The organism is Luteimonas padinae, assembly GCF_014652935.1.
GTDB lineage: Bacteria > Pseudomonadota > Gammaproteobacteria > Xanthomonadales > Xanthomonadaceae > Luteimonas > Luteimonas padinae.
This window is the reverse complement of the sequence record NZ_BMZT01000010.1, coordinates 17,881-38,948: the sequence shown is the minus strand read 5'-3', so window position 1 is coordinate 38,948 and position 21,068 is coordinate 17,881. Positions and strand designations below refer to the sequence as shown.

Genomic DNA, 21,068 nt, shown 5'->3' with positions numbered 1-21,068 from the left:
GCCTGAACAGGTCAGCTGAACCGTCCCAGCGCCGTTCGTACCCATCATCTGACCAACATTGAGGGTCCCTTGATATCCGGGAGCCTTGATGTAGCAACGCGCGGTACTGCCACTCGACGCACCGCTCGCCCTAGTGCACTCGACCATGGCTATCGAGAAAACCGGGGCATTCTCTCCGTAAGTGCTGCCACGGCTCGAGTAAGCAGAGAGTGCTTGATCACCATCGCAAGCCGAATCATCAACAACAGCTTCACACGAGAGTCGCCCTCGAGCAGGATAAGTGCCACTACATGTCAACTGAACAGCCCCAGGCCCTGTGGTTCCGATTGCTTGCCCAACGGCAAGTGTGCCCTGATAGCCGGGCGCCCTGACATAGCACGCCGCCGTGCTCCCACTGGATGCGCCTGTGGCAAGAGTGCACTTGACAGTCACCGGGGCGGTAGTAGCAGTACTGTCTCCATACGTACTTCCCTGCCTTGAATAGGCCGAGAGGGTTTCCGTTGCAGCGATGGCGAGACCCGAGTAGGCGGCGCTCGCGATAAACAGTATTGATGAGATCAAACCGATCTTCGACATTCCCAGTTCCTCCTTGACAGCTCCATGCAATAACCCTGGCGGGCTTGCGCTTGTGAACAGAGGGCCGCGAAGACGCCTATTCTTCAGCTGAATCCAAATTTGGCGCCAAGACTTTGATGCGCGATCCTCCATGCCGCTCACACGTGAACCAAAGAGCTCACGCGGAGCGCACCCATTCAACCGCGATACGAAAGATAAAAAGCAGCCGGCCGTCCCGATTCGGGCTTCGAGAAAATTCTAAGACCACAGGCTCACCGTCAATGTCGGAGCCGCTGGACCAATGATACGAAAACGGGGCCCCAAGGCCCCGTCGTGCGTGACACGCCTGGATCCGATCAGTAGCTGCGCGGCGCCACGCGCAGGACGCGCGGGGTGACGAAGATCAGCAGCTCGGCCTTGGCCTTGGAGCGGCCCTTGGTCTTGAACAGGTTGCCCAGAATCGGCAGATCGCCCAGGAAGGGCACCTTGGACACTGAGTTGCGATCGCTGAACTCGTAGACGCCGCCGATCACGACCGTCTGACCGTCCTCGATCAGCACCGCGGTGGTGATCTCACGCTTGGCCAAATTCGGGATTTCGCCGAAGCCAACGATCTCGGTCATGTCCGCAATTTCGTCCTTCTTGACCGCAAGGTTCAGGAACACTCGACCATCGGCGGTGATGGTCGGAGTGACCTTGAGCTCAAGCAACGCCTCCTTGAACTGCACCGTCGGGACGTTATTGCTCTGACCGCCAGTCACAGTCAGGTAGCCGATCTCGCGGCCTTGGCGGATAACCGCCTCACGCTGGTTGCTGGTGACCACGCGCGGGTTGGACACGACCTCGCCGCGCTGTTCCTGCTGCAGCGCCTGGAGCTCGAGATCCCAGTCGATCGTATTGCCGAGGATGGTAAAGGCGATGGAACCGGGGTTGAGGTTGCGGATGCTGAAATCGTTGTTCAGCGAATTCGCGCCCCACTTGAGGAGGTCGCCCGGCTCCGCGTCTGCCGCCGACTCGATCAGGCCGTGGTTGGCATCGATCGAGCCCGAGCCGATCACGCGATCCTTCACGCCGCGCACGCCGAAGCGCGCACCGAGGTCACGGGCGAACGACTCGTTCGCGATCACGATCCGCGACTCGATCACCACCTGGTCCACCGGCTTGTCGAGCTCGTCGACCAGGCGCTGGATCTCGTCCACGCGGCCCGGGATATCGATCACCAGCAGCGTGTTGGTGCGGCGGTCGAAGCTCAGGCTGCCGCGCGAGGACAGGAAGCCGCGGCTGGACGCACCCTGGCCGCCGCCACCGCCCTGGCTGTTCTTGCTTTCGTCGGTCAGCAGCTTGGCGATGTCCTCGGCGCTGCCGTAGGAGATCGGGATGTACTTGGTGACCATCTCCGCGCTTTCCTCGAGCGCGATGCGCGCGTTCGCGATGTCCTGCTCGAACTTCGCGATCTCGGCCTGCGGCGCCACCCACACCACGTTGCCGCTGCGGCGCTTGTCCAGCGACTTGGCCTGCAGGACGATGTCCAGCGCCTGGTCCCACGGCACGTTGATCAGGCGGAGCGTCACGTTGCCGGTGACATTGTCGCTGGCCACGATGTTCAGGTCCGACAGCTCGGCGATGAGCTGCAGCACGGTGCGCACCGGGACGTCCTGGAAATTGAACGTGACCGGGCGGCCGCGATAGGCGCGGGTGTCACCCTGGCTCGCCGCCGCCGCGGCCTGGCCGGTGGCCGCGACCGTGTTGGCCGCGGTGCCGCCAACGGCGCGACCCGGGGCCGCCTCCGCGCGCGGCACGATCTCGACGATGTAGTCGCGGCCGGTCTGGTAGGCCAGCGGCTCGAAGGCCCCCTGGGTGCTCAGCACGATCTGCGTGCCCTTGCTGCCCTGGTTGGCGTCGATGCGCTGCACCGGCGTGGCGAAGTCGGTCACGTTGAGCGGCTTCTGCAGCGACGCCGGCAGCGAGGCATTGCCGACGTTGACGATGACGGTGCCGCCTTCGGTACGGAGGTCGGGGGCCGCGCCCTCGCCGTCGAAGCGGAGCACCAGCTTGCCGGCGCCACCGTCGCCGCGCTTGAAGTCGATACCGGCCACGGCCACTTCGGCCGGGACCTGCTTGGCCGGGTCGACCGCGACTGCGGCGGACTGGGCGAAGCTGGCCACGGGGACGCCCGGGGCCGGCGCGGCGCTGACCGGGCCGAGGGCGGCGAGCAGGCCGACGAGGAGTCCGCAGGCGCCTGCCCGGAAGGGCAGGGCCCGCTGGGTCGACGAACGGCGTTGCGCGTTGGTGAAGGTCATCTGGCTTCCCCTAATCAATTGTCTTCGAGCGCGATCGAGGCAGGCCTTTCCAGCCAGCCGCCGGCGCCATCGGGCACGAGTTCGACGAGTTCGATACGGTCTTCGGAAACGCTGGTGACGCGGCCGTCGTTCTGGCCCATGTACACCCCGGGGCTCACCTGGTAGGTGACCTTGTCCGGCGCCAGGACCAGCGCCTTGAGCGAGCTGCCCGCGCCCAGCGACCCGACCATGTCGAGGCCGTCGAGCGGGAACTGTTCGAGCGTCTGCTTGCGTCGGTTGGAGTCCGGCCGCGGCCCGCTGCCGCCGCCTTCGTTGGTGAAAGCCGCACTGAACGGATCGCGCATCCCCTGCGCGGCGTATTCGAAGGTCTCGAACTGCTGCATGACCGGGAGCGGATCGAGCGGCGGCGCGGGACGCGCACGCACGTTCGCCACCCACTCCTCGAGGTTCGGCGCGCCACCGGGCTCGCTGGTGATGCCCCGGCCGCAGCCCGCCAGGGCGGCGACGGCGGCCAGGCAGGCCAGCCCGCGGAGCGCGTTGGATGTCATCCCCATGTCAGCGGCTCCCCCCGGCTGCTGCGGCGGCCGCCGCGGCTTCCTGCGCGGCCGCCTCGTCCTCGTCGAGATAGCGATAGGTCTTCACCGTGCCCGCCAGTTCCAGCGGGGAGTCGGGCCGGATGCCGGCGCGCGGATCCTTGTCGCCGCCGCGCGGGCGCAGCTGGATGTCGTGCATGGTCATGATCACCACCCGCGGCAGCGAAGCGACGCCGCTGACGAAGGCGCCGAACTGGTGGTAGCTGCCCACCATGCGCAGCGCGATCGGCTTCTCCGCGTAGAACTCCTTGGGCGTCTCGGGACCGGGCTGGAAGAGCTCGTTCTGGATGCCCGTGGCGAGCGCGGTCTGCGAGATGTCCACGATCAGGTCGGGCATCTCGGTGCGGCTGGGCAGCTGGCGCAGCATCTGCTGCAGCTGCTGCTCCATCTGCGCCAGCTGCAGCTTCAGCGGCTCGAGGTTGGCCGCGCGGCCCTGCTTGGTCTCGAACTCGGCGCGCAGGTCGGACTCGGTGCGCTCCAGGCCCTCGAGCTGGTCGCCCTTGTCGCGGGTCAGCACCCACCACAGCAGGCCGAAGATCAGCAGGCCGACGATCACGCAGAACCCGATCCGGTACTCGCGCGGCCACGAGCCGATGTTGTTGAAGTCCAGCTCCTTGAGCGACATCTTGCGCTTGCTCACGAGGCGGCTCCTTCTTCTGCCACGGGCGCGGTTTCAACCGGTGCGGACCCGGCGGGCGCATCGGCCGCGGGTGCCGCGTCGACCGGCGGCACCGCGTCCGGGATGCCGTCGCCATCCTCGTCCTTGGGCGCGTTCGGATTGGCCAGCTGCACCGCCAGGGTGAAGGCATAGGGCAGCCCGGCCACGCCGTCGCGCGCCTCGATGATCGAGAGGTCGGGCTTGGTCATCCAGCCCGAGCCTTCGAGGTTGCGCATGTAGGTGCTGACGCGCGCGTTGGACTGCGAGCGGCCTTCCAGGGTCAGCGCCTCGCCGACCTGCTTGATGTTGGTCAGCACCACGCCGTCGGGGATCGTGCGCACCAGCGAGTCGAACAGGTGGACCATCTGCGAGCGGTTGGCCTGCAGCTGCTCGATCACTTCCTTGCGCGCCAGCAGGCGGGCTTTCTGGCGGTCGAGTTCGTCGATCTCGGTGATGCTGGCCTCGACGTGCTTGATCTGGTCCTGCAGGTAGGCGTTGCGTGCGTTCTGGCCGTCGATCTGGGCGTTGTAATAGCCGTTGACGAGGAACCACAGCAGCAGGCCGGCCAGCGCCGCGAAGGCCAGCATGACGCCGAATTCCTTCTGGCGCTGCTTGCGGCGCTCGGCGCGCCACGGGAGGAGGTTGATGCGTGCCATCAGTCGAAGCTCCTCAGGGCCAGTCCGCAGGCGATCATGAGGGCCGGCGCATCCTGGGCCAGCGCGTGCGCCTGCACGCGGGGGCCGAGCGTCATCTGCGCGAGCGGATTGGCCACCGTGGTCTGCACGCCGAGCTGCTCCTCGACCATCTCGGCGATGCCGCTGATCGAGGCGCAGCCGCCGGCCAGCACCACCTGGTCGACGCGGTTGAATTCGCTGCCGGCGTAGAAGAACTGCAGCAGGCGGCTGATCTGCTGGACCAGCGCCTCCTTGAACGGCTCCAGCACTTCGATCTCGTAGCTTTCCGGCAGCCCGCCCTGGCGCTTGGCCAGGCCGGCCTCCTCGTAGGACAGTCCGTAGCGGCGCATCACCTCGTCGGTGAGCTGCTTGCCGCCGAAGACCTGCTCGCGCGTGTACAGGCTGCGGCCATTGCGCAGGATGCTGAGCGTGGTCATCGTCGCGCCGATGTCGACCAGGGCAACGATGCCGTCGCGCGGCACATTGAGCGTATTGGCCAGCAGGGCGAACGCGTTCTCGATCGCGAAGGCCTCGACGTCCATCACCCGGGCGGTGAGTCCGCCGAGTTCCAGCGCGGACGCGCGCATCTCGACGCTCTCCGAACGCGAGGCCGCGAGCATCACCTGCACCATCTCGGGATTGCCGGGCATCGGGCCCAGCACTTCGAAGTCGAGGTTCACTTCCTCGATCGGATACGGGATGTAGTTGACCGCCTCGAGCTCGACCTGGGACTCCATCTCGTCCTCGTCGAGGTCGGCGGGCATCGGGATCAGCTTGATGATGACCGCGGAGCCCGCGACCGCGGCCGCGGCGTGCTTCGCCTTGCTGCCGGAGCGGGACATCGCGCGGCGGATCGCTTCGCCGACGGCCTCGACCTCGACGATGCTCTTCTCGACCACCGCGTTCGGCGGCAGCGGCTCGACGGCGTAGTGTTCGACCTTGTACCGGTCACCGGACCGGGACAGCTGCAACAGCTTTACCGCTGTCGAACTGATATCGACCCCGACCAGCGGTGCCTGGCTTTTTGTGATCAGCCCCACGCTTTTCTCCCCATGTCACGGGCGCTTACGTGCGCTTCGTGCCCCGACGCATTAGATAACGGAGTTTTTACCGGATGGCAACAAGCGGCACACGAAACCGTGCCGCATTGCGCGCTTGGTCACGTCCTGACGCGTTGCGTCACCCCTTGCCGCGCGGCCGTCCGGGCCGCCGCGGCTCCTCTATATACTGCGCGACTCCACACGGCCCGCCAAGGGCCAGTCCTCCCGGGATCCATCGATGCCACGTTTCCGCCGCCTGTTCCGCTGGCTGCTGCTGCTCGCCGCCATCGCCATCCTGCTCGGCCTGCTGGCCGCGGGCAGCATCTACTACGTGGTGTCGTCCCGCCTTCCCGACGTCGAGAGCCTGCGCGACATCGAGCTGCAGGAGCCGATGTACGTGTACGCCCGCGACGGCCGGCTGATGGCGCTGTTCGGCGAGATGCGCCGCTACCCGGTCGACATCGCCCAGGTGCCCGAGGCGGTCAAGCAGGCCTTCATCGCGATCGAGGACAACCGCTTCTACGAGCACGACGGCATCGACTACAAGGGCGTCGCGCGCGCGGTCTGGCTGATCGCCAAGACCGGTTCCAAGGAGGGCGTGCCCGGCGGCTCGACCATCACCCAGCAGGTGGCGCGCCAGTTCTACCTCAGCCCGGAGGTGAGCTACACGCGCAAGTTCGAGGAAATGCTGCTGGCGATGAAGATGGAGCGCGAGCTCAGCAAGGACGAGATCTTCGAGCTGTACCTCAACAAGAGCTTCTTCGGTAACCGCTCCTACGGCGTCGCCGCCGCGGCCGAGTTCTACTACGGCAAGCAGTTGGCCGAGCTCGACCTCGACGAGGTCGCCTCGCTCGCCGCGATCCCGAAGTTCCCGTCCAGCGGCAACCCGATCTCCAACCCCGAGCGCGCGAAGATCCGCCGCGACTACGTCCTCGAGCGCATGGCGGACCTGGGCTTCGTCACGCGCGCCCAGGCGACCACCGCGCAGGCGGTGGAGATGCACGCGCGTCCGCACGAGCGCCCGGTCGAGGTCTACGCCCCCTACGTGGCCGAGATGGTTCGCCAGGAAATGATCGAGCGCTACGGCGGCGACGTCCTGACCCGCGGCTACCACGTCACCACCACCATCGACCCGGTGATGCAGACGGCCGCCGACAAGGCGGTCCGCGACGGCCTGTCGGCGTACGACCATCGCCATGGCTGGTCGAAGGTCGAGCAGACCTTCGAGCTGTCCGCCGACGAGGATCCGGCCACCGCGTCCGCGCGCCTGCGCGGGATCCCGGCGCAGTCGGGCCTGCTGCCCGCGATCGTGCTGCGCGCCGACGCAGGCACCGCCGACGTGGTGCTGGCGGACGGCACGGTGGTGACCCTGGATGCGGCCTCGAGCCGCTGGACCGGCAAGAGCCCCGCCGCCCTGCTCAAGCGCGGCGACTTGACCCGCGTGCGTCGCATCGAGGCCAAGGGCAAGGACGGCGCCCCGCCGCCGGCCGATGCGAAACCCACCTGGCAGCTGGACCAGCTTCCCCGCGGCCAGGCCACGCTCGTCTCGCTCGAATACGACACCGGCGCCCTGCGTTCGCTGGTCGGCGGCTTCAGCTTCGCCGGACAGAAGTTCAATCGTGCGACGCAGGCCCGCCGCCAGCCCGGCTCCAGCTTCAAGCCCTTCATCTATGCGGCGGCGTTCGAGCGCGGCTTCAATCCGGCCTCGATCGTGCTCGATGCGCCGGTGGTGTTCCGCATGCGTCGCGGCCAGGACTGGCGCCCGCAGAACGACGACGGCCGGTTCGTGGGGCCGATGCGCCTGCGCGAAGCGCTGGTTCGCTCCCGCAACCTCGTGTCGGTGCGCCTGCTCGATGCCATCGGCGTCGACTACGCGCGCCGCTACATCAGCCACATGGGCTTCGACGAGTCGGAGCTGCCGCCCAACCTGTCGATCTCGCTCGGCACGCCTTCGCTGGCGCCGCTGGACATCACGCGCGGCTATGCGGTGTTCGCCAACGGCGGCTTCCGCGTCACCCCGTGGTTCATCGATGAAGTGCGCGACCGCGATGGCCAGGTGATCTTCAAGGAGAACCCGGCGATCGCCTGCCGCAGCTGCGGCGCCGGCGGCCAGCCGGGCGTGCCGGCCACGGTCGTGGATGGCTTCAACCTCGGGCCGTCCGCGCCCGCGGCCCCTGCCGTGGAGGCCAGCAGCGCCGCGCAGGCGGCGGAAGCGCCGGACCCGGACGCCGTCATCGCGCCCCGCGCGATCGACCCCCGGGTCGCCTACCAGCTGGTCTCGATGATGCGCGACGTGGTCCTGCGCGGCACCGGCACCGCGGCCAAGGCGCTCGGCCGCGAGGACGTGGGCGGCAAGACCGGCTCCACCAACGACCACCGCGACGCCTGGTTCTCCGGCTTCGGCGGCAGCCTGGCGACGGTGGTCTGGGTGGGCCGGGACGACAACCGCTCGCTCGGCAATCGCGAGTACGGCGGCCGCTCCGCCCTGCCGATCTGGATCGACTTCATGCGCGTGGCCCTCGAAGGCATGCCGATCGCCGCCAACGAGCCGCCCGAGGGCATGGTCAAGGTGTCGGTCGGCGCCAGCGGCCGGCTGCTGCCCGGCGGCGAGGGCGGCCTCACCGAGTGGGTGAAGGCCGAGGACCTGGAGCGCATGGAGACGACCTTCGACGACTACGACGACGAAGTCCCCGCCGAGGAAGCCTTCGACATCTTCTGACGCAGGCATCCGTTAGGCTTGCGGAGTCCACAGGGAGGGCTCCGCATGCACCGCGCCCGACAGCACGCCGAGCGACGCACCCGGGAACGCCGGCACCGCCTGGCCCACGAGGCCGCCCGACTGATGGCGGAAAGCGGCATCCGCGACCACCACCTGGCCAAACTCAAGGCCGCCGAGCGCCTCGGCATCCGCGACGACGCGTCGCTGCCGCGCAACAGCGAGATCGACGAGGCCCTGCGCGAGTACCAGCGCCTGTTCCAGGGTGACGCGCAGGCGGCTGCGCTGGACGAGCGGCGGCGCGCCGCCCTGCAGGCGCTGGAGTTCTTCCACGCCTTCCACCCGCGCCTGGTCGGGCGCGTGCTGGAAGGCACGGCCGACGCACACACGCCGGTCTCGCTGCACCTGCATGCCGACGACGCCGACGCGGTTGCGCGCTTCCTGGCCGATGCCGGCATTCCCGCCGAAGCCAGCTGGCGGCGCCTGCGCCTGGACCGCGTGCGCGACCGCGATGCCCCGGTGTGGGTGTTCAACGCCGACGGCATCGCCTTCGACCTGGCCGTGCTCCCCCTCGACACGCTGCGCCAGGCCCCGCTGTCGGCGACCGACGAGCGCCCCATGGCGCGCGCATCGACCAGCCAGCTGCGGAAGCTGCTGGCCGAGGAGGAAGCCGCGGCGTTCCTCGACGCCGGCGCGCCGCGCTGAGGCGGCCAAAAGAGGTTCTTCGGCCAATCGGGGGGAATGTTCGCGTTGGTCTTTTCGGCTGCAGCGGCCCGGCGCAGACGCAGGGGGCGCTTCGGGAAGCTGCGGCGGCCCGGCGCGGACGCAGGGGGGATGCCCAGCCGGAATCTGCGCTGTCCTGCTCCCACTTCCGGCCGCCGGCCATCCATGGCCGGCTCTGGGCATCCCCCCCTGCGCCCGCACCGGGCACCACCTTTCCCGCGGTCTGGAAAGACATGGAACCCTGACTGCGCGATTCCTTCCCGACCCGGTCCCGCCACTCCCCGTCGCGGCTGCCGCCGCGATCGCTGTCGCCCTGCTGCTGATGCTGGCGTTGCTGGTGCGGTTTGCTGCGTGCTGTTGCCGTTGCTGTTGATGTTGCCCTCGATCTGTCCCGAGGCCGGACCTCGCCACAGCCCGTCGCGCGCACAGGGGGTGTGCGGACAGCCGGCCATGGATGGCCGGCGGCCGGCAGTGGGAGCAGGACGCGGAGATGCCGGGGGAGCACACCCCCTGTGCGCGCGACGGGCCGCGTACTCCACCACGGAGCCGACTTGCACAGAGCCGACTTGCATCACGACCCAACCCCGCAAGCATCCCTGGCCGTAGCAGACGCCGATCCAGCATCACCACAGCCAGCTCGACCGCGAGCCTCTTCCCCTCACTCGGGAGAAGAACCAAAAAAAACGCCCCGCGGAGGCGGGGCGTTTCGTGGCCCGGGGGAAGACCGACCGGGATCAGCGCTTGTCGGTCGCCATGTAGTCGCGCGACTCCGCACCGGTGTAGATCTGGCGCGGACGGCCGATCTTGAACTCCGGGTCCTCCTGCTGCTCCAGCCAGTGCGAGACCCAGCCGGCGGTGCGGGCGATCGCGAACATCACCGTGAACATCTCGGTCGGGATCTTCAGCGCCTTGTAGATGATGCCGCTGTAGAAATCGACGTTCGGGTACAGCTTGCGCTGCACGAAGTAGTCGTCCTTCAGCGCGGCCTCTTCCAGGCGCATCGCGATGTCGAGCATCGGATCGTCGATGCCGAGCTCGCCCAGCACCTTGTGGGTCATCTCGCGGATGATCTTCGCGCGCGGGTCGAAGTTCTTGTAGACGCGGTGGCCGAAGCCCATCAGGCGGAAGCCCGATTCCTTGTCCTTGGCGCGGTCGACGGCGGACTGCACGTTCTTCACGTCGCCGATCTCGGCCAGCATTTTCAGCACCGCCTCGTTGGCACCGCCGTGCGCCGGGCCCCACAGCGCGGCCACGCCGGAGGCGATGCACGCATACGGGTTGGCGCCGGTGGAGCCGACCAGGCGGACAGTGGAGGTGGACGCGTTCTGCTCGTGGTCGGCATGCAGGATGAAGAGCAGGTCCATCGCCTTGGCGGCCACCGGCGACAGCTCCAGCGGGCCGCTGGGCAGCTCGAACATCATGTGCAGGAAGCGCTCGACGTAGCCGAGCTCGTTGCGCGGGTAGCTCAATGGCCAGCCCATGGAGTAGCGGTAGCAGGCCGCCGCGATCGTCGGCAGCTTGGCGATCAGGCGAATGCCGGCCAGGCGGCGCTGCTCAGGATCGTCGTAGTCGAGGTCGTTGTGGTAGAAGCTCGCCATCGAGCCGAGCATGCCGACCAGCATCGCCATCGGATGCGCGTCGTGGCGGAAGCCGCCGATGAAGCTCTTGAACGCCTCGTGCATCATCGTGTGGTGCGTGACGTCGTGCTCGAACGAGGCGAACTGCTTCGCGTCCGGCAGCTCGCCGTTCATCAGCAGGTAGGCGACCTCGAGGAAGTTCGAGTGCTCGGCCAGCTGCTCGATCGGGTAGCCGCGGTACAGCAGCACGCCCTCGTCGCCGTCGATGTAGGTGATGGCGGACTTGCAGCTGGCGGTGGCGGTGAAGCCGGAGTCGTAGGTGAAGCGACCGGTGGCCTTGGGCAGCTTCGAGATATCGATGCACTCGTTGCCGAGGGTGGGCTTCAGGACGGGCAGTTCGACCGATGCTCCGGCGACCTGCAGGGTGGCGGTCGGCGCGTCGCCGGCCTTGTTCTCGTTGGCGGACACTGTCGCACTCCTTCATGGCGTCGCGCCCCGGCGCGAGGCGCGGGCGGACGGGGGATCAGGCGGATCGCGTCTGACGCGATGCCGCAATTATCGCATAGCGCCGTGCGGCGCCGTATCCACGCGGCGGACTCGAACGACGGGACGTAGCGTCGCACCGCAGCGGCACGCCGCGCCCGGAAACGACAACGGCCGCCCTGGGGCGGCCGTCGATGCGAGCGTTGCGCGCGGGATTACTTGGCGTAGCGCTTGCGGAACTTGTCCACGCGGCCGCTGGTGTCCATCAGCTTGTTCTGGCCGGTGTAGAACGGATGCGAGGCCGAGCTGACTTCGATCTTGATCAGCGGGTACTCGTTGCCGTCCTCCCACTTCACGGTCTCCTTGCTGGAGAGCGTGGAACGGGTGAGGATCTTGAAATCCGAGGTCACGTCCTGGAAGACGACGTCGCGGTACTCGGGATGGATGTCGGCCTTCATGGCGGCACCAGAATCAGCGGGGAAAGAGCGGCATTATAGCCACCGATTCCGCCCCCCGCAAGCACCGGTCAACCCAGCGCCTCGCGCACCTGGGCCTCCAGCGCCGACTGGTCGTAGCGCAGCAGGATCCGGGCCCGGTCGGGCCGGCCGAGCTGGCGCTGCCAGTCGACCAGGGTGGCGCCGCGGGCCGCGGACCGCCCCAGCACGACCTCGACCGGGCGCTCCGCCGCCTCGAGCACGCCGTCGGGCCGCAGCGCCATGGCCATGGCCAGCGCATCGGCGCAGAACCAGCGGTCGCCGCGCGCGTCCTCCGACCAGCGGCGGGTATGCCGCGACACCGCCTCGTAGAAGGCCGCCACCGGTCCCGGCGCGGCAAGCCAGCGATCGACGTCTTCATGCAGGAAGCCGTGGGCGACGGTGGCCTCCCAGTCGGCGAGGTCGAAGCGGTCGAAGGCGCCGAACACGATGTGCGCGGCCTCCGCATCGAAGAACACGTTGAACTCGGCCGAAGGCGTGATGTTGCCGTGGCCGGTCACCGCGCCGCCCATCACCACCAGCCGCGCGATGCGCGTCGGCAGCGTCGGATCCAGGCGCAGCGCCAGCGCAATGTTGGTCAGCGGCCCGAGCGCGACCAGCAGCAGGCGGCCGGCATGCCGGTGTGAGAGCTCGATGATGGCTTCGGCGGCATGGCGCGCCTCGGCCGCGCGCGTGGCCGGGGGCAGGCCGACGTCACCGAGACCGTCGACGCCGTGCACATAGGCGGCGTCGGGCGCGGGATGCAGCAGCGGCCGGTCGCAGCCGGGAAAGACCGGCACGTCGTCGCGGCCCGCCACCTGGCAGATGCGGAGCGCATTGGCGACCGTGTGTTCGAGGCCGACGTTGCCGGCGACGATGGTCAGGCCGACCACCTCGTGGCGATCGTCGGCGAGCGCCATGAGCAGGGCCAGCGCGTCGTCGACGCCCGGGTCGGTATCGATCAGCAGCGGAATGCGTTCGTCCATCGCCGGATTATCCCCGATCAGGCCGAGGCGTACCGGACGGCGCCGCCGACCCAGCGTTGCACCAGGCGCTCGGCCACCGCCGGCTGCTCGCACAGCAGGCGTTCGCCGATGTCGTGCACCAGCGGCAGCATGCCGGCGTCGCGCGCGAGGTCGGCGACGCGGAAGGCCGCCAGTCCGGTCTGCCGGGTGCCCAGCAGCTCGCCCGGGCCGCGCAGCTCCAGGTCCTTTTCGGCGATGACGAAGCCGTCGCCGGTCTCGCGCATGGTTTCCAGGCGCTCGCGCGCCATCCGAGACAGCGGCGGCTGGTAAAGCAGCACGCAGGTCGATGCCGCGCTGCCCCGCCCCACCCGGCCGCGCAGCTGGTGCAGCTGCGCCAGGCCCAGGCGCTCGGCGTTCTCGATCACCATCAGCGAGGCGTTGGGCACGTCCACGCCGACCTCGATCACGGTGGTGGCGACCAGCAGCCCGGTCTCGCCGGCCTTGAACGCGCGCATCGCCGCCTGCTTCTCGGCCGCCTTCATGCGCCCGTGCACCAGGCCGACGCGCACGCCCGGCAGCGCGACCGACAGGCCTTCGAACGTCGCCTGGGCCGCCTGCGCGACCACTTCGTCGGACTCGTCGATGATCGTGCACACCCAGTAGGCCTGCCGGCCTTCGGCGCAGGCGGCGCGGATGCGCTCGACCAGCCCGGGCCGCCGGCCGTCGGCCATGACCACGGTCTGCACCGGCGTGCGGCCCGGCGGCAGTTCGTCGATCGCGGACACGTCGAGGTCGGCGTAGGCGGCCATCGCCAGCGTGCGCGGAATCGGGGTCGCGGTCATCACCAGCTGGTGCGGCACGCGGCCGCCCTCGCCGCCCTTGTCGCGCAGGGCCAGGCGCTGGTGCACGCCGAAGCGGTGCTGCTCGTCGACGATCGCCAGCGCCAGATCGTGGAAGGCCACGCCCTGCTGCATCAGCGCGTGGGTGCCGACCACCACCTGCGCACGGCCGTCGGCGACCGCGGCCAGCGCGCTGCTGCGGGCACGGCCGGTGACCTTGCCTGCGAGCCAGGCCACCTCGATGCCCAGCGGTTCCAGCCAGGCGCACAGGTTGGCGAGGTGCTGCTCCGCCAGCAGTTCGGTCGGCGCCATCAGCGCGGCCTGGCGGCCGTCGGCCACCGCCATCAACGCGGCCATCGCCGCGACCACGGTCTTGCCGGAGCCGACGTCGCCCTGCACCAGGCGCAGCATCGGCACCGGGCGCGCGAGGTCGGCGCGGATCTCGCCGAAGACCCGCGCCTGCGCCGCGGTCAGGGCGAAGGGCAGCTGCGCGTGCAGCTGGCGAGCCAGCGCGTCGTTGGCCAGCGGCGCGGCCGCATGCGCCTGGCGCGCGATCCGCTGCCTGCGCATGCTGAGGTGGTGCGCCAGCAGTTCCTCCACCGCCAGCCTGCGCTGCGCGGGATGGGTTCCGGCGAGCAGCGCGCCGACGTCGGCGTCGCGCGGCGGCCGGTGCACGGTGAGCAGGGCTTCACGCAGCCCCGGCAGCCCCTGGCCGTCCAGCCACCCGCGCGGCAGCAGCTCCAGCACCTCGTCGCCGGGAAGGCGGTCGAGCGCGTGCGCGATCAGCCGCTTCAGCGTCGCCGGACCGATGCCTTCCGTCGCCGGATACACGGGGTCGAGGCGGTCATCCAGCGCGTCGCCATCGTCGTCGCCGAGCACGGTGTAGCTCGGATGCACGATCTCCAGCCCGCGCTGGCCCGGCCGCGGCGTGCCGTAGGCGCGGACGCGCACGCCGGGCTGGAACTGCGCCGCCTGCGGGCCGCGGAAATGGAAGAAGCGCAGGACCAGGGTCGCGCGCGAGTCGTCGCCGAGCGCGACGCGCAGCATCGGCCTGTAGCGGAAGCCGCGCTCCACCGCCTCCACGCGGCCCTCGACCTGGGCGGGCACGCCCGGCTGCAGCAGCCGGATCGGCGTCAGCGTGGTGCGGTCCTCGTAGCCGCGGGGCAGCTGCAGCCAGAGGTCCTGCAGCGTTTCCAGGCCGCGCGCGGCCAGCTTCTCCGCGATCCGCGGCCCCACGCCGGGCAGCGTGGAGATCGCGGCGGCGCCGCCCGGCGCGAGTCCGGGCGCGGGCGTGGCCGCACTGCGCCGCGCCGCCGCCACCGCGTCAGTCGAGGACCATCACCGCGTCGACCTCGAACCGCGCGCCCTTGGGCAGCGCCGACACCTCGATGGTCGAACGCGCGGGATACGGTTCGCTGAAGTACTCGGCCATCACCGCGTTCACCGCCGCGAACTGCGACAGGTCGGTGAGGTAGAGGCCGACGCGGGCGACGTCGTCGAGCGAGCCGCCCGCGGCCTGGCAGATGGCGCGCAGGTTGTCGAAGGCGCGGCGGGCCTGGACGGCGATGTCGCCCTCGACGAGCTCGCCGGTGGCCGCATCCATCGGCAGCTGCCCGGACAGGTAGACCGTGTTGCCACAGCGCGTGGCCTGCGAATAGGGGCCGATCGCGGCGGGGGCGTCGGCGGTGCGGACAGGTTGCCTGGGCATGCGTGGATCCTCGTGGTGCGTGGCCGGCGATTATGACCGCCGGCCACGCCGCGGGCCATCGCACCCGGCCACCGCGGCGCATCCCTAGAGCCGCTGCACCCCGTGCACCACGCCCAGCCGGCGCACCCGGCGGATCACGTCGGCGAGGTGGTTGCGGTCGCGCACTTCGATCGCGAACTGGATCACCGCGACGTTGGTGTCGCGCTCGAGGTACTCGACCGCGTCGATGTTGGACTCGGCCTTGGCCACCGCCGCCGCCACCTGCGCGAGCACGCCGGGGCGGTTCTCGACCTCGAAGCGCAGCGCGACGTTGTAGTCGCCGGTGACCTCGCGGTCCCAGCCGATGTCCACCCAGCGCTCGGGCGACTTTCGGTATTCGGCGACGTTCGGGCATTCGATCCGGTGCACCACCACGCCGCGGCCGGCGGTGTGGTAGCCCATGATGTCGTCGCCCGGGATCGGCATGCAGCAGTTGGCGAATGTGACCACGCCGCGTTCGGCGCCGGTGATCAGGATGCGGTCGTCGCGGTGGCTGCGCGGCGCGCCCGGCGGCGGCGCCTTGTGGGTGAGCGCCTGCGCCACGTGCGCCGGCATGCGGTTGCCCAGGGCGACATCGGCCAGCAGCGCCTCCAGCCGCGGATAGCGGTATTCGGCCAGGAAGGCGTCGAGCTGGGCGGCCGGCAGGCGCTCGAGCGAGCTGTCGAGGTCCTCCAGCGCGCTGTCGAGCATGCGGTGGCCGAGCTGGACCGCGTCCTCGTGCTCGAGCTGCTTGAGCTGCTGGCGGATCGCGGTGCGCGCCTTGCCGGTGACCACGAACTCCAGCCACTGCGGGCGCGGCTGCGAGGATTTCGCGGTCACGATCTCCACCGACTGGCCGCTGGCCAGCCGCGTGCGCAGCGGCACCAGGCGGCGGTCCACGCGCGCCGCCACCGCACGGTTGCCGATGTCGGTGTGCACGGCATACGCGAAGTCGACCGCGGTCGCGTTGCGCGGCAGCGACATGATCGCGCCCTTGGGCGTGAACAGGTAGACCTCGTCCGGGAACAGGTCGACCTTGACGTTCTCCAGGAATTCCAGCGACGAGCCGGTGTCGCTCTGCGATTCGAGCAGCCCCGAGATCCAGTTGTGCGCGCGCTGCTGGGCGCTGTTGGGTCCGCCGCCGCCGTGCTTGTAGGCCCAGTGCGCGGCGATGCCGCGCTCGGCGATCAGGTCCATCTCCGCGGTGCGGATCTGCACTTCGATCGGCGAGCCGTAGGGCCCGAACAGCACCGTGTGCAGCGACTGGTAGCCGTTGGCCTTGGGGATGGCGATGAAGTCGCGGAAGCGGCCGTCGACCGGCTTGTACACCGAATGCGCCACGCCCAGCGCGTGGTAGCAGTTGGCCACCGAGTCGACGATGATGCGGAAACCGAACACATCGATGACCTGGGCGAAGGTCTTGGCCTCCGCGCGCATCTTGTTGTAGATGCTCCACGGCGACTTGACGCGGCTGACCAGGCGGTAATCCAGCCCCTCCTTGGTCAGCCGCTGGGCCAGCTGGGCCTCGATCCTGGCCATGGCCTCGCGCCGCAGCATCGGCTGCGCGCGGATGTGCTTTTCGAGGATGCGGTGGCGCATCGGGTACAGAGCGCGGAAGCCGAGGTCCTGCAGCTCGGCCTTGATCAGGTTCATGCCCAGGCGCTGCGCGATCGGCGCATAGACCTCGAGCGTCTCGCGGGCGATGCGTTCGCGCGCCTCCACCGACTGCGCGCCCAGGGTGCGCATGTTGTGCAGGCGGTCGGCGAGCTTGATCAGGATCACGCGCAGGTCGCGCGCCATCGCCAGCATCATCTTGCGGAAGCTTTCCGCGTCGGCCTCGCGACGGCTGGCGAACTGCAGCTTGTCGAGCTTGGTGACGCCTTCGACCAGCTCGGCCACCGGTTCGCCGAACTCGGCGGCCAGCCCGTCGCGGGTCAGCGGCGTGTCCTCGATGGTGTCGTGCAGCACCGCCGCCACCAGGGTCTCGATGTCGACCTTCTGCTCGGCCAGCACGCCGGCCACCGCCACCGGATGGGTGATGTAGGGCTCGCCGGACTTGCGCAGCTGGCCTTCGTGCGCCGCGGCCCCGACCGCCCAGGCGCGGCGCAGCAGGCGCAGCTGGTCCGCGGGCAGGTAGGCGGCCGACGCCTCGAGCGCGCGCACGTAGTCGGGCACGTCCCGGTCGCCGGGGACCGGCACGCTCACCAGCGCGAGTTCGGCTGCATTCATGCCCTGAGCCTACGCGCGCGCCCGCGGGCGGGCAACGCGGCCGCGCGCCCGGCGGCCGCAATGAAAACGGCCCCGCCGGGGCGGGGCCGTCGCAGCGGCGCCGGGGACGCCGCCGGTGGTCAGAGGTCGTCGCCCTTCGACAGGTCGTCGTCGGCCACGACTTCGGCCGCGGCCCACTCCAGCGCTTCGCGCTCGCGGCGCTCGCGCTCGGCCTTCTCGACGGCGTCGACGTAGTCGGCGTCGATGCGGCGGGCGGCGATCTCGCGCAGCGCCAGCACGGTCGGCTTGTCGTCGTTCTCGCTGTTGTCCAGCTGGGCCTCGACGCCGTTGGCGAGCTGGCGCGCGCGCCGTGCGGCCATCATGACGAGCTCGAAGCGGTTGTCGATGACCTGGAGGCAATCCTCAACGGTGATGCGGGCCATAAATCTCCTGGCGGCCGGCCGGCCGTCGATGCGGTAAGAGGGACCGGAAATGATAGGGCAAGCCCGGGGGAGGCGCAAGCAATCGCACGCAAATCAACCACTTGCGCCCGGCGTCAGGCCTGTTCCTCGGCCAGCAGGGCCTCGATCAGGGCGCCATGGCGCCGGGCCTGGGCCTCGCGGCGCAGCCGGCTGGCGGTGAACACCGCGCACATCTCGTCCACGGCGGTGTCGAAGTCCTCGTTGACGATGACGTAGTCGAACTCGTCGAAGTGCGACATCTCCTCGCGCGCGGCGGCCAGGCGCCGGGCCATGACCTCCTCGCTGTCCTGGCCGCGCTTGCGCATGCGCTGGTCGAGCGCGGCGCGCGAAGGCGGCAGGATGAACACGCCCACCGCATCGGGCACCGCCGCGCGCACCTGGCGCGCGCCCTGCCAGTCGATCTCCAGCAGCACGTCGCGGCCGGCGGCCAGCTGCGGCTCCACCGACTGCCGCGCGGTGCCCTTCCAGTCACCGTGCACGCGCGCATATTCGAAGAAGTCGCCGGCCTCGATCATGCGCTGGAACTCGGCGTCGTCCACGAAGTGGTAGTGCTCGGCGTGGCGCTCGCCCGGCCGCGGCGGGCGCGAAGTGAACGAGATCGACAGGCTGATGTTGCGGTCGCGCGCCAGGCAGGCGTTGACGATGCTGGACTTCCCGGCCCCCGAGGGCGCCGCGACGATGAACAGGGTTCCGCGCATGGGGACCTGGCCGCTATTCAATGTTCTGCACCTGTTCGCGGATCTGGTCGATCAGCACCTTCAGCTCCACCGCGGCCTGGGTGGTGCGCCGGTCGACCGACTTCGAGCCCAGGGTGTTGGCCTCGCGGTTGAACTCCTGCAGCAGGAAGTCGAGCCGGCGGCCCACCGGCTCCTGCTGCGCGAAGACATGGCGGATCTCGTCGACATGGCTGCCGAGGCGGTCGAGCTCCTCGTCGACGTCGAGCTTCTGCAGCGACAGCACCAGCTCCTGTTCGACGCGACCGGGATCGGCGGCCTGCGCCAGCTCCGACAGGCGCGCCTCGAGCTTCGCGCGCTGGCCCTCGCGGATGGCGGGCACCAGGCCGCGGACCTCGGCGGCCACGCGCTCGACGCCGTCCACGCGCTCCAGCATGGCGGCCACCAGCTTGGCGCCCTCGCGCTCGCGCGCCGCGATGAAGGCGGCCAGGACCTCGTCCAGCAGCGCCAGCACTTCGGCCTGCAGGGCGGACGGCTCGGGCGCGGCCGAGCGCAGCACGCCGGGGAACTGCAGCAGGTCGACGAACTGCGTGTGCAGGCCGGGGAAGCGCGCGGCGGCGTCCACGGCCAGCTCCGACAGCTGCGACAGCAGCGCCTGGTCCACGTGCAGCGTCGCCACGCCCTCGGCCGGGCGCAGGCGCAACGATACGTCGACCTTGCCGCGGGACACCCGCGCCGAGATCCGCTCGCGCAGCTGCGGCTCCAGCGCGCGCAGTTCGTCCGACGCGCGGACCCCGATCTCGAGGAAGCGGTGGTTGACCGCGCGCAGCTCGCAGGCGAGCGTGCCCCATGGGGTGGCGCGCTCGCCCGAGGCATAGGCGGTCATGCTGCGGATCATGTCCGGCGTCCGGTGGTTCGGGGTGCCGATGGTAAACTCGCGCGCCATTCCAGCGGTAATCGACATGTCCCAGTCCCCCCGCCCCAGCGGCCGCGCGCCCGACCAGATGCGCGAGGTGCGCATCGAGCGCGGCTTCACCCGCCACGCCGAGGGCTCGGTGCTGGTGGCGTTCGGCGAAACCCGGGTGCTGTGCACCGCCAGCGTGGAGAACCGCGTCCCCGGCTTCCTGCGCGGCAAGGGTTCGGGCTGGGTCACCGCCGAGTACGGCATGCTGCCGCGCGCCACCAACACCCGCACCGACCGCGAGGCCGCGCGCGGCAAGCAGGGCGGCCGCACGCTGGAGATCCAGCGCCTGATCGGCCGCTCGCTGCGCGCCTGCGTCGACCGCGACGCGCTGGGCGAACGCACCATCACGCTCGACTGCGACGTGCTGCAGGCCGACGGCGGCACCCGCACCGCCGCCATCACCGGCGCCTACGTGGCCCTGGTCGACGCGGTGCGCTGGCTGCAGAAGCGCGGCGACGTGAAGCGCGACCCGGTGCACGGCGCCATCGCCGCGGTCTCGGTCGGCGTCCACGCCGGCGTGCCGGTGCTCGACCTCGACTACGCCGAGGACAGCGCCTGCGACACCGACATGAACGTGGTGATGAACGATGGCGGCGGCTTCATCGAGCTGCAGGGCACGGCCGAGGGCCACGCCTTCCGCCGCGACGAGCTCGACGCCATGCTCGCCCTGGCCGACAAGGGCTGCCGCGAACTGTTCGCGGCGCAGCAGGCCGCGCTGGCGGGCTGAGCCGTGGACCTGGTGCTGGCCAGCGGCAACGCCGGGAAGCTTGCCGAACTGCGGCAACTGCTGGGCGACGGCGGGTTACACCTGCGCGCGCAGTCGGAGCTTGGCGTCGAGGACGTCGAGGAAACCGGCCTCACCTTCGTCGAGAACGCGCTGCTGAAGGCCCGCAACGCCGCGCGCCTGACCGGCCTGCCCGCGCTGGCCGACGACTCGGGCCTGTGCGTGGATGCGCTTGGCGGCGCGCCGGGCCTGTATTCGGCGCGCTACGCGGGGCCGGGCGGCGACGCCGCGCGCAACATCGAACGCCTGCTGCACGAGCTCGACGGCATGGCCGACGATGCCCGCGGCGCCAGCTTCCACTGCTGCATCGTGCTGCTGCGGCACGCCACCGACCCGAAGCCGATCGTGGTCGAGGGCGACTGGCGCGGCCGCATCCTGCGCGCGCCGCGCGGCGACGGCGGCTTCGGCTACGACCCGGTGTTCCTTGATGTGGCAGCTGGCCTTTCGGCGGCGGAACTGGCGCCGGAAAAGAAGAATCACATCAGTCATCGCGGTCGTGCGCTGGGCGCCTTGAAACTTCAGCTCCCCGACGTGCTTAGGCAGCTGTACGCACGTGGCGGATCCCCGGTTCTCAGTGGTCCGAGCTGCTTGCACAACAGGGGAAGTGGTACGCCGCCTTAGCCGGTAGTGCGCC

At 69.9% G+C, this 21,068-nt stretch carries 18 protein-coding genes; 4 read left to right on the top strand and 14 right to left on the bottom strand.

Features of this window, described 5'->3' with window-relative positions:
* Positions 1-911: 911 nt before the first annotated feature.
* The 5 genes from IE168_RS11990 to IE168_RS11970 are packed head-to-tail and all read right to left on the bottom strand — an operon-like array spanning position 912 to position 5,820.
* Positions 912-2,855 (bottom strand): type IV pilus secretin PilQ, encoded by a 1,944-nt coding sequence (locus tag IE168_RS11990; RefSeq protein ID WP_189498535.1) that lies wholly within the window; start codon positions 2,853-2,855, stop codon positions 912-914.
* 14 nt (positions 2,856-2,869) lie between these two features.
* Positions 2,870-3,403, bottom strand: a complete 534-nt coding sequence (locus IE168_RS11985) for a pilus assembly protein PilP (RefSeq protein WP_189498717.1) — start codon at positions 3,401-3,403, stop codon at positions 2,870-2,872.
* Between the two features lie 7 nt (positions 3,404-3,410).
* On the bottom strand, positions 3,411-4,073 hold the full coding sequence (locus IE168_RS11980; RefSeq protein WP_386659377.1) for a type IV pilus inner membrane component PilO: 663 nt from the start codon (positions 4,071-4,073) through the stop codon (positions 3,411-3,413).
* Positions 4,074-4,084: 11 nt separating this feature from the next.
* Positions 4,085-4,762, bottom strand: coding sequence for a PilN domain-containing protein (locus IE168_RS11975; protein ID WP_189498530.1), 678 nt, complete (start codon positions 4,760-4,762; stop codon positions 4,085-4,087).
* Entirely contained in the window at positions 4,762-5,820 is a 1,059-nt protein-coding gene (locus IE168_RS11970; RefSeq protein ID WP_189498528.1) for a pilus assembly protein PilM, read from the bottom strand. The genes IE168_RS11975 and IE168_RS11970 overlap by 1 nt, the downstream gene beginning before the upstream one ends.
* A 238-nt stretch (positions 5,821-6,058) precedes the next feature.
* On the opposite strand from IE168_RS11970, the gene IE168_RS11965 reads away from it, so the two are divergent.
* Together IE168_RS11965 and IE168_RS11960 are read left to right on the top strand one after the other, a co-directional pair.
* Positions 6,059-8,539 (top strand): penicillin-binding protein 1A, encoded by a 2,481-nt coding sequence (locus tag IE168_RS11965; protein ID WP_189498527.1) that lies wholly within the window; start codon positions 6,059-6,061, stop codon positions 8,537-8,539.
* A 45-nt stretch (positions 8,540-8,584) separates the two neighbouring features.
* Entirely contained in the window at positions 8,585-9,241 is a 657-nt protein-coding gene (locus IE168_RS11960; protein ID WP_189498525.1) for a hypothetical protein, read from the top strand.
* 752 nt (positions 9,242-9,993) lie between these two features.
* On the opposite strand, the gene IE168_RS11955 is transcribed toward IE168_RS11960, so the two are convergent.
* The 9 genes from IE168_RS11955 to IE168_RS11915 all read right to left on the bottom strand — a co-directional run bounded on the left by IE168_RS11955 (position 9,994) and on the right by IE168_RS11915 (position 19,584).
* Positions 9,994-11,259 (bottom strand): citrate synthase, encoded by a 1,266-nt coding sequence (locus IE168_RS11955; RefSeq protein WP_189498715.1) that lies wholly within the window; start codon positions 11,257-11,259, stop codon positions 9,994-9,996.
* Positions 11,260-11,534: 275 nt separating this feature from the next.
* Positions 11,535-11,777, bottom strand: a complete 243-nt coding sequence (locus IE168_RS11950; RefSeq protein WP_189498523.1) for a type B 50S ribosomal protein L31 — start codon at positions 11,775-11,777, stop codon at positions 11,535-11,537.
* A 68-nt stretch (positions 11,778-11,845) separates the two neighbouring features.
* Entirely contained in the window at positions 11,846-12,778 is a 933-nt protein-coding gene (locus IE168_RS11945) for a nucleoside hydrolase (RefSeq protein ID WP_189498521.1), read from the bottom strand.
* Between the two features lie 17 nt (positions 12,779-12,795).
* Positions 12,796-14,916, bottom strand: a complete 2,121-nt coding sequence (gene recG / locus IE168_RS11940) for an ATP-dependent DNA helicase RecG (protein WP_229823479.1) — start codon at positions 14,914-14,916, stop codon at positions 12,796-12,798.
* 4 nt (positions 14,917-14,920) lie between these two features.
* Entirely contained in the window at positions 14,921-15,304 is a 384-nt protein-coding gene (locus tag IE168_RS11935) for a RidA family protein (protein WP_189498519.1), read from the bottom strand.
* Positions 15,305-15,388: 84 nt separating this feature from the next.
* Positions 15,389-17,551, bottom strand: coding sequence for a RelA/SpoT family protein (locus IE168_RS11930; protein WP_189498517.1), 2,163 nt, complete (start codon positions 17,549-17,551; stop codon positions 15,389-15,391).
* Between the two features lie 119 nt (positions 17,552-17,670).
* On the bottom strand, positions 17,671-17,973 hold the full coding sequence (gene rpoZ / locus IE168_RS11925) for a DNA-directed RNA polymerase subunit omega (RefSeq protein ID WP_189498515.1): 303 nt from the start codon (positions 17,971-17,973) through the stop codon (positions 17,671-17,673).
* Positions 17,974-18,086: 113 nt separating this feature from the next.
* Entirely contained in the window at positions 18,087-18,710 is a 624-nt protein-coding gene (gmk, locus tag IE168_RS11920; RefSeq protein WP_189498513.1) for a guanylate kinase, read from the bottom strand.
* A gap of 13 nt (positions 18,711-18,723) precedes the next feature.
* Positions 18,724-19,584, bottom strand: coding sequence for a YicC/YloC family endoribonuclease (locus IE168_RS11915; RefSeq protein ID WP_189498711.1), 861 nt, complete (start codon positions 19,582-19,584; stop codon positions 18,724-18,726).
* A 64-nt stretch (positions 19,585-19,648) separates the two neighbouring features.
* Between IE168_RS11915 and rph the strand changes: the two genes are divergently transcribed.
* On the top strand, positions 19,649-20,377 hold the full coding sequence (rph, locus tag IE168_RS11910) for a ribonuclease PH (RefSeq protein WP_189498512.1): 729 nt from the start codon (positions 19,649-19,651) through the stop codon (positions 20,375-20,377).
* A 3-nt stretch (positions 20,378-20,380) separates the two neighbouring features.
* On the top strand, positions 20,381-21,055 hold the full coding sequence (rdgB, locus tag IE168_RS11905; protein WP_189498510.1) for an RdgB/HAM1 family non-canonical purine NTP pyrophosphatase: 675 nt from the start codon (positions 20,381-20,383) through the stop codon (positions 21,053-21,055).
* The last annotated feature ends 13 nt before the right edge of the window (positions 21,056-21,068 follow it).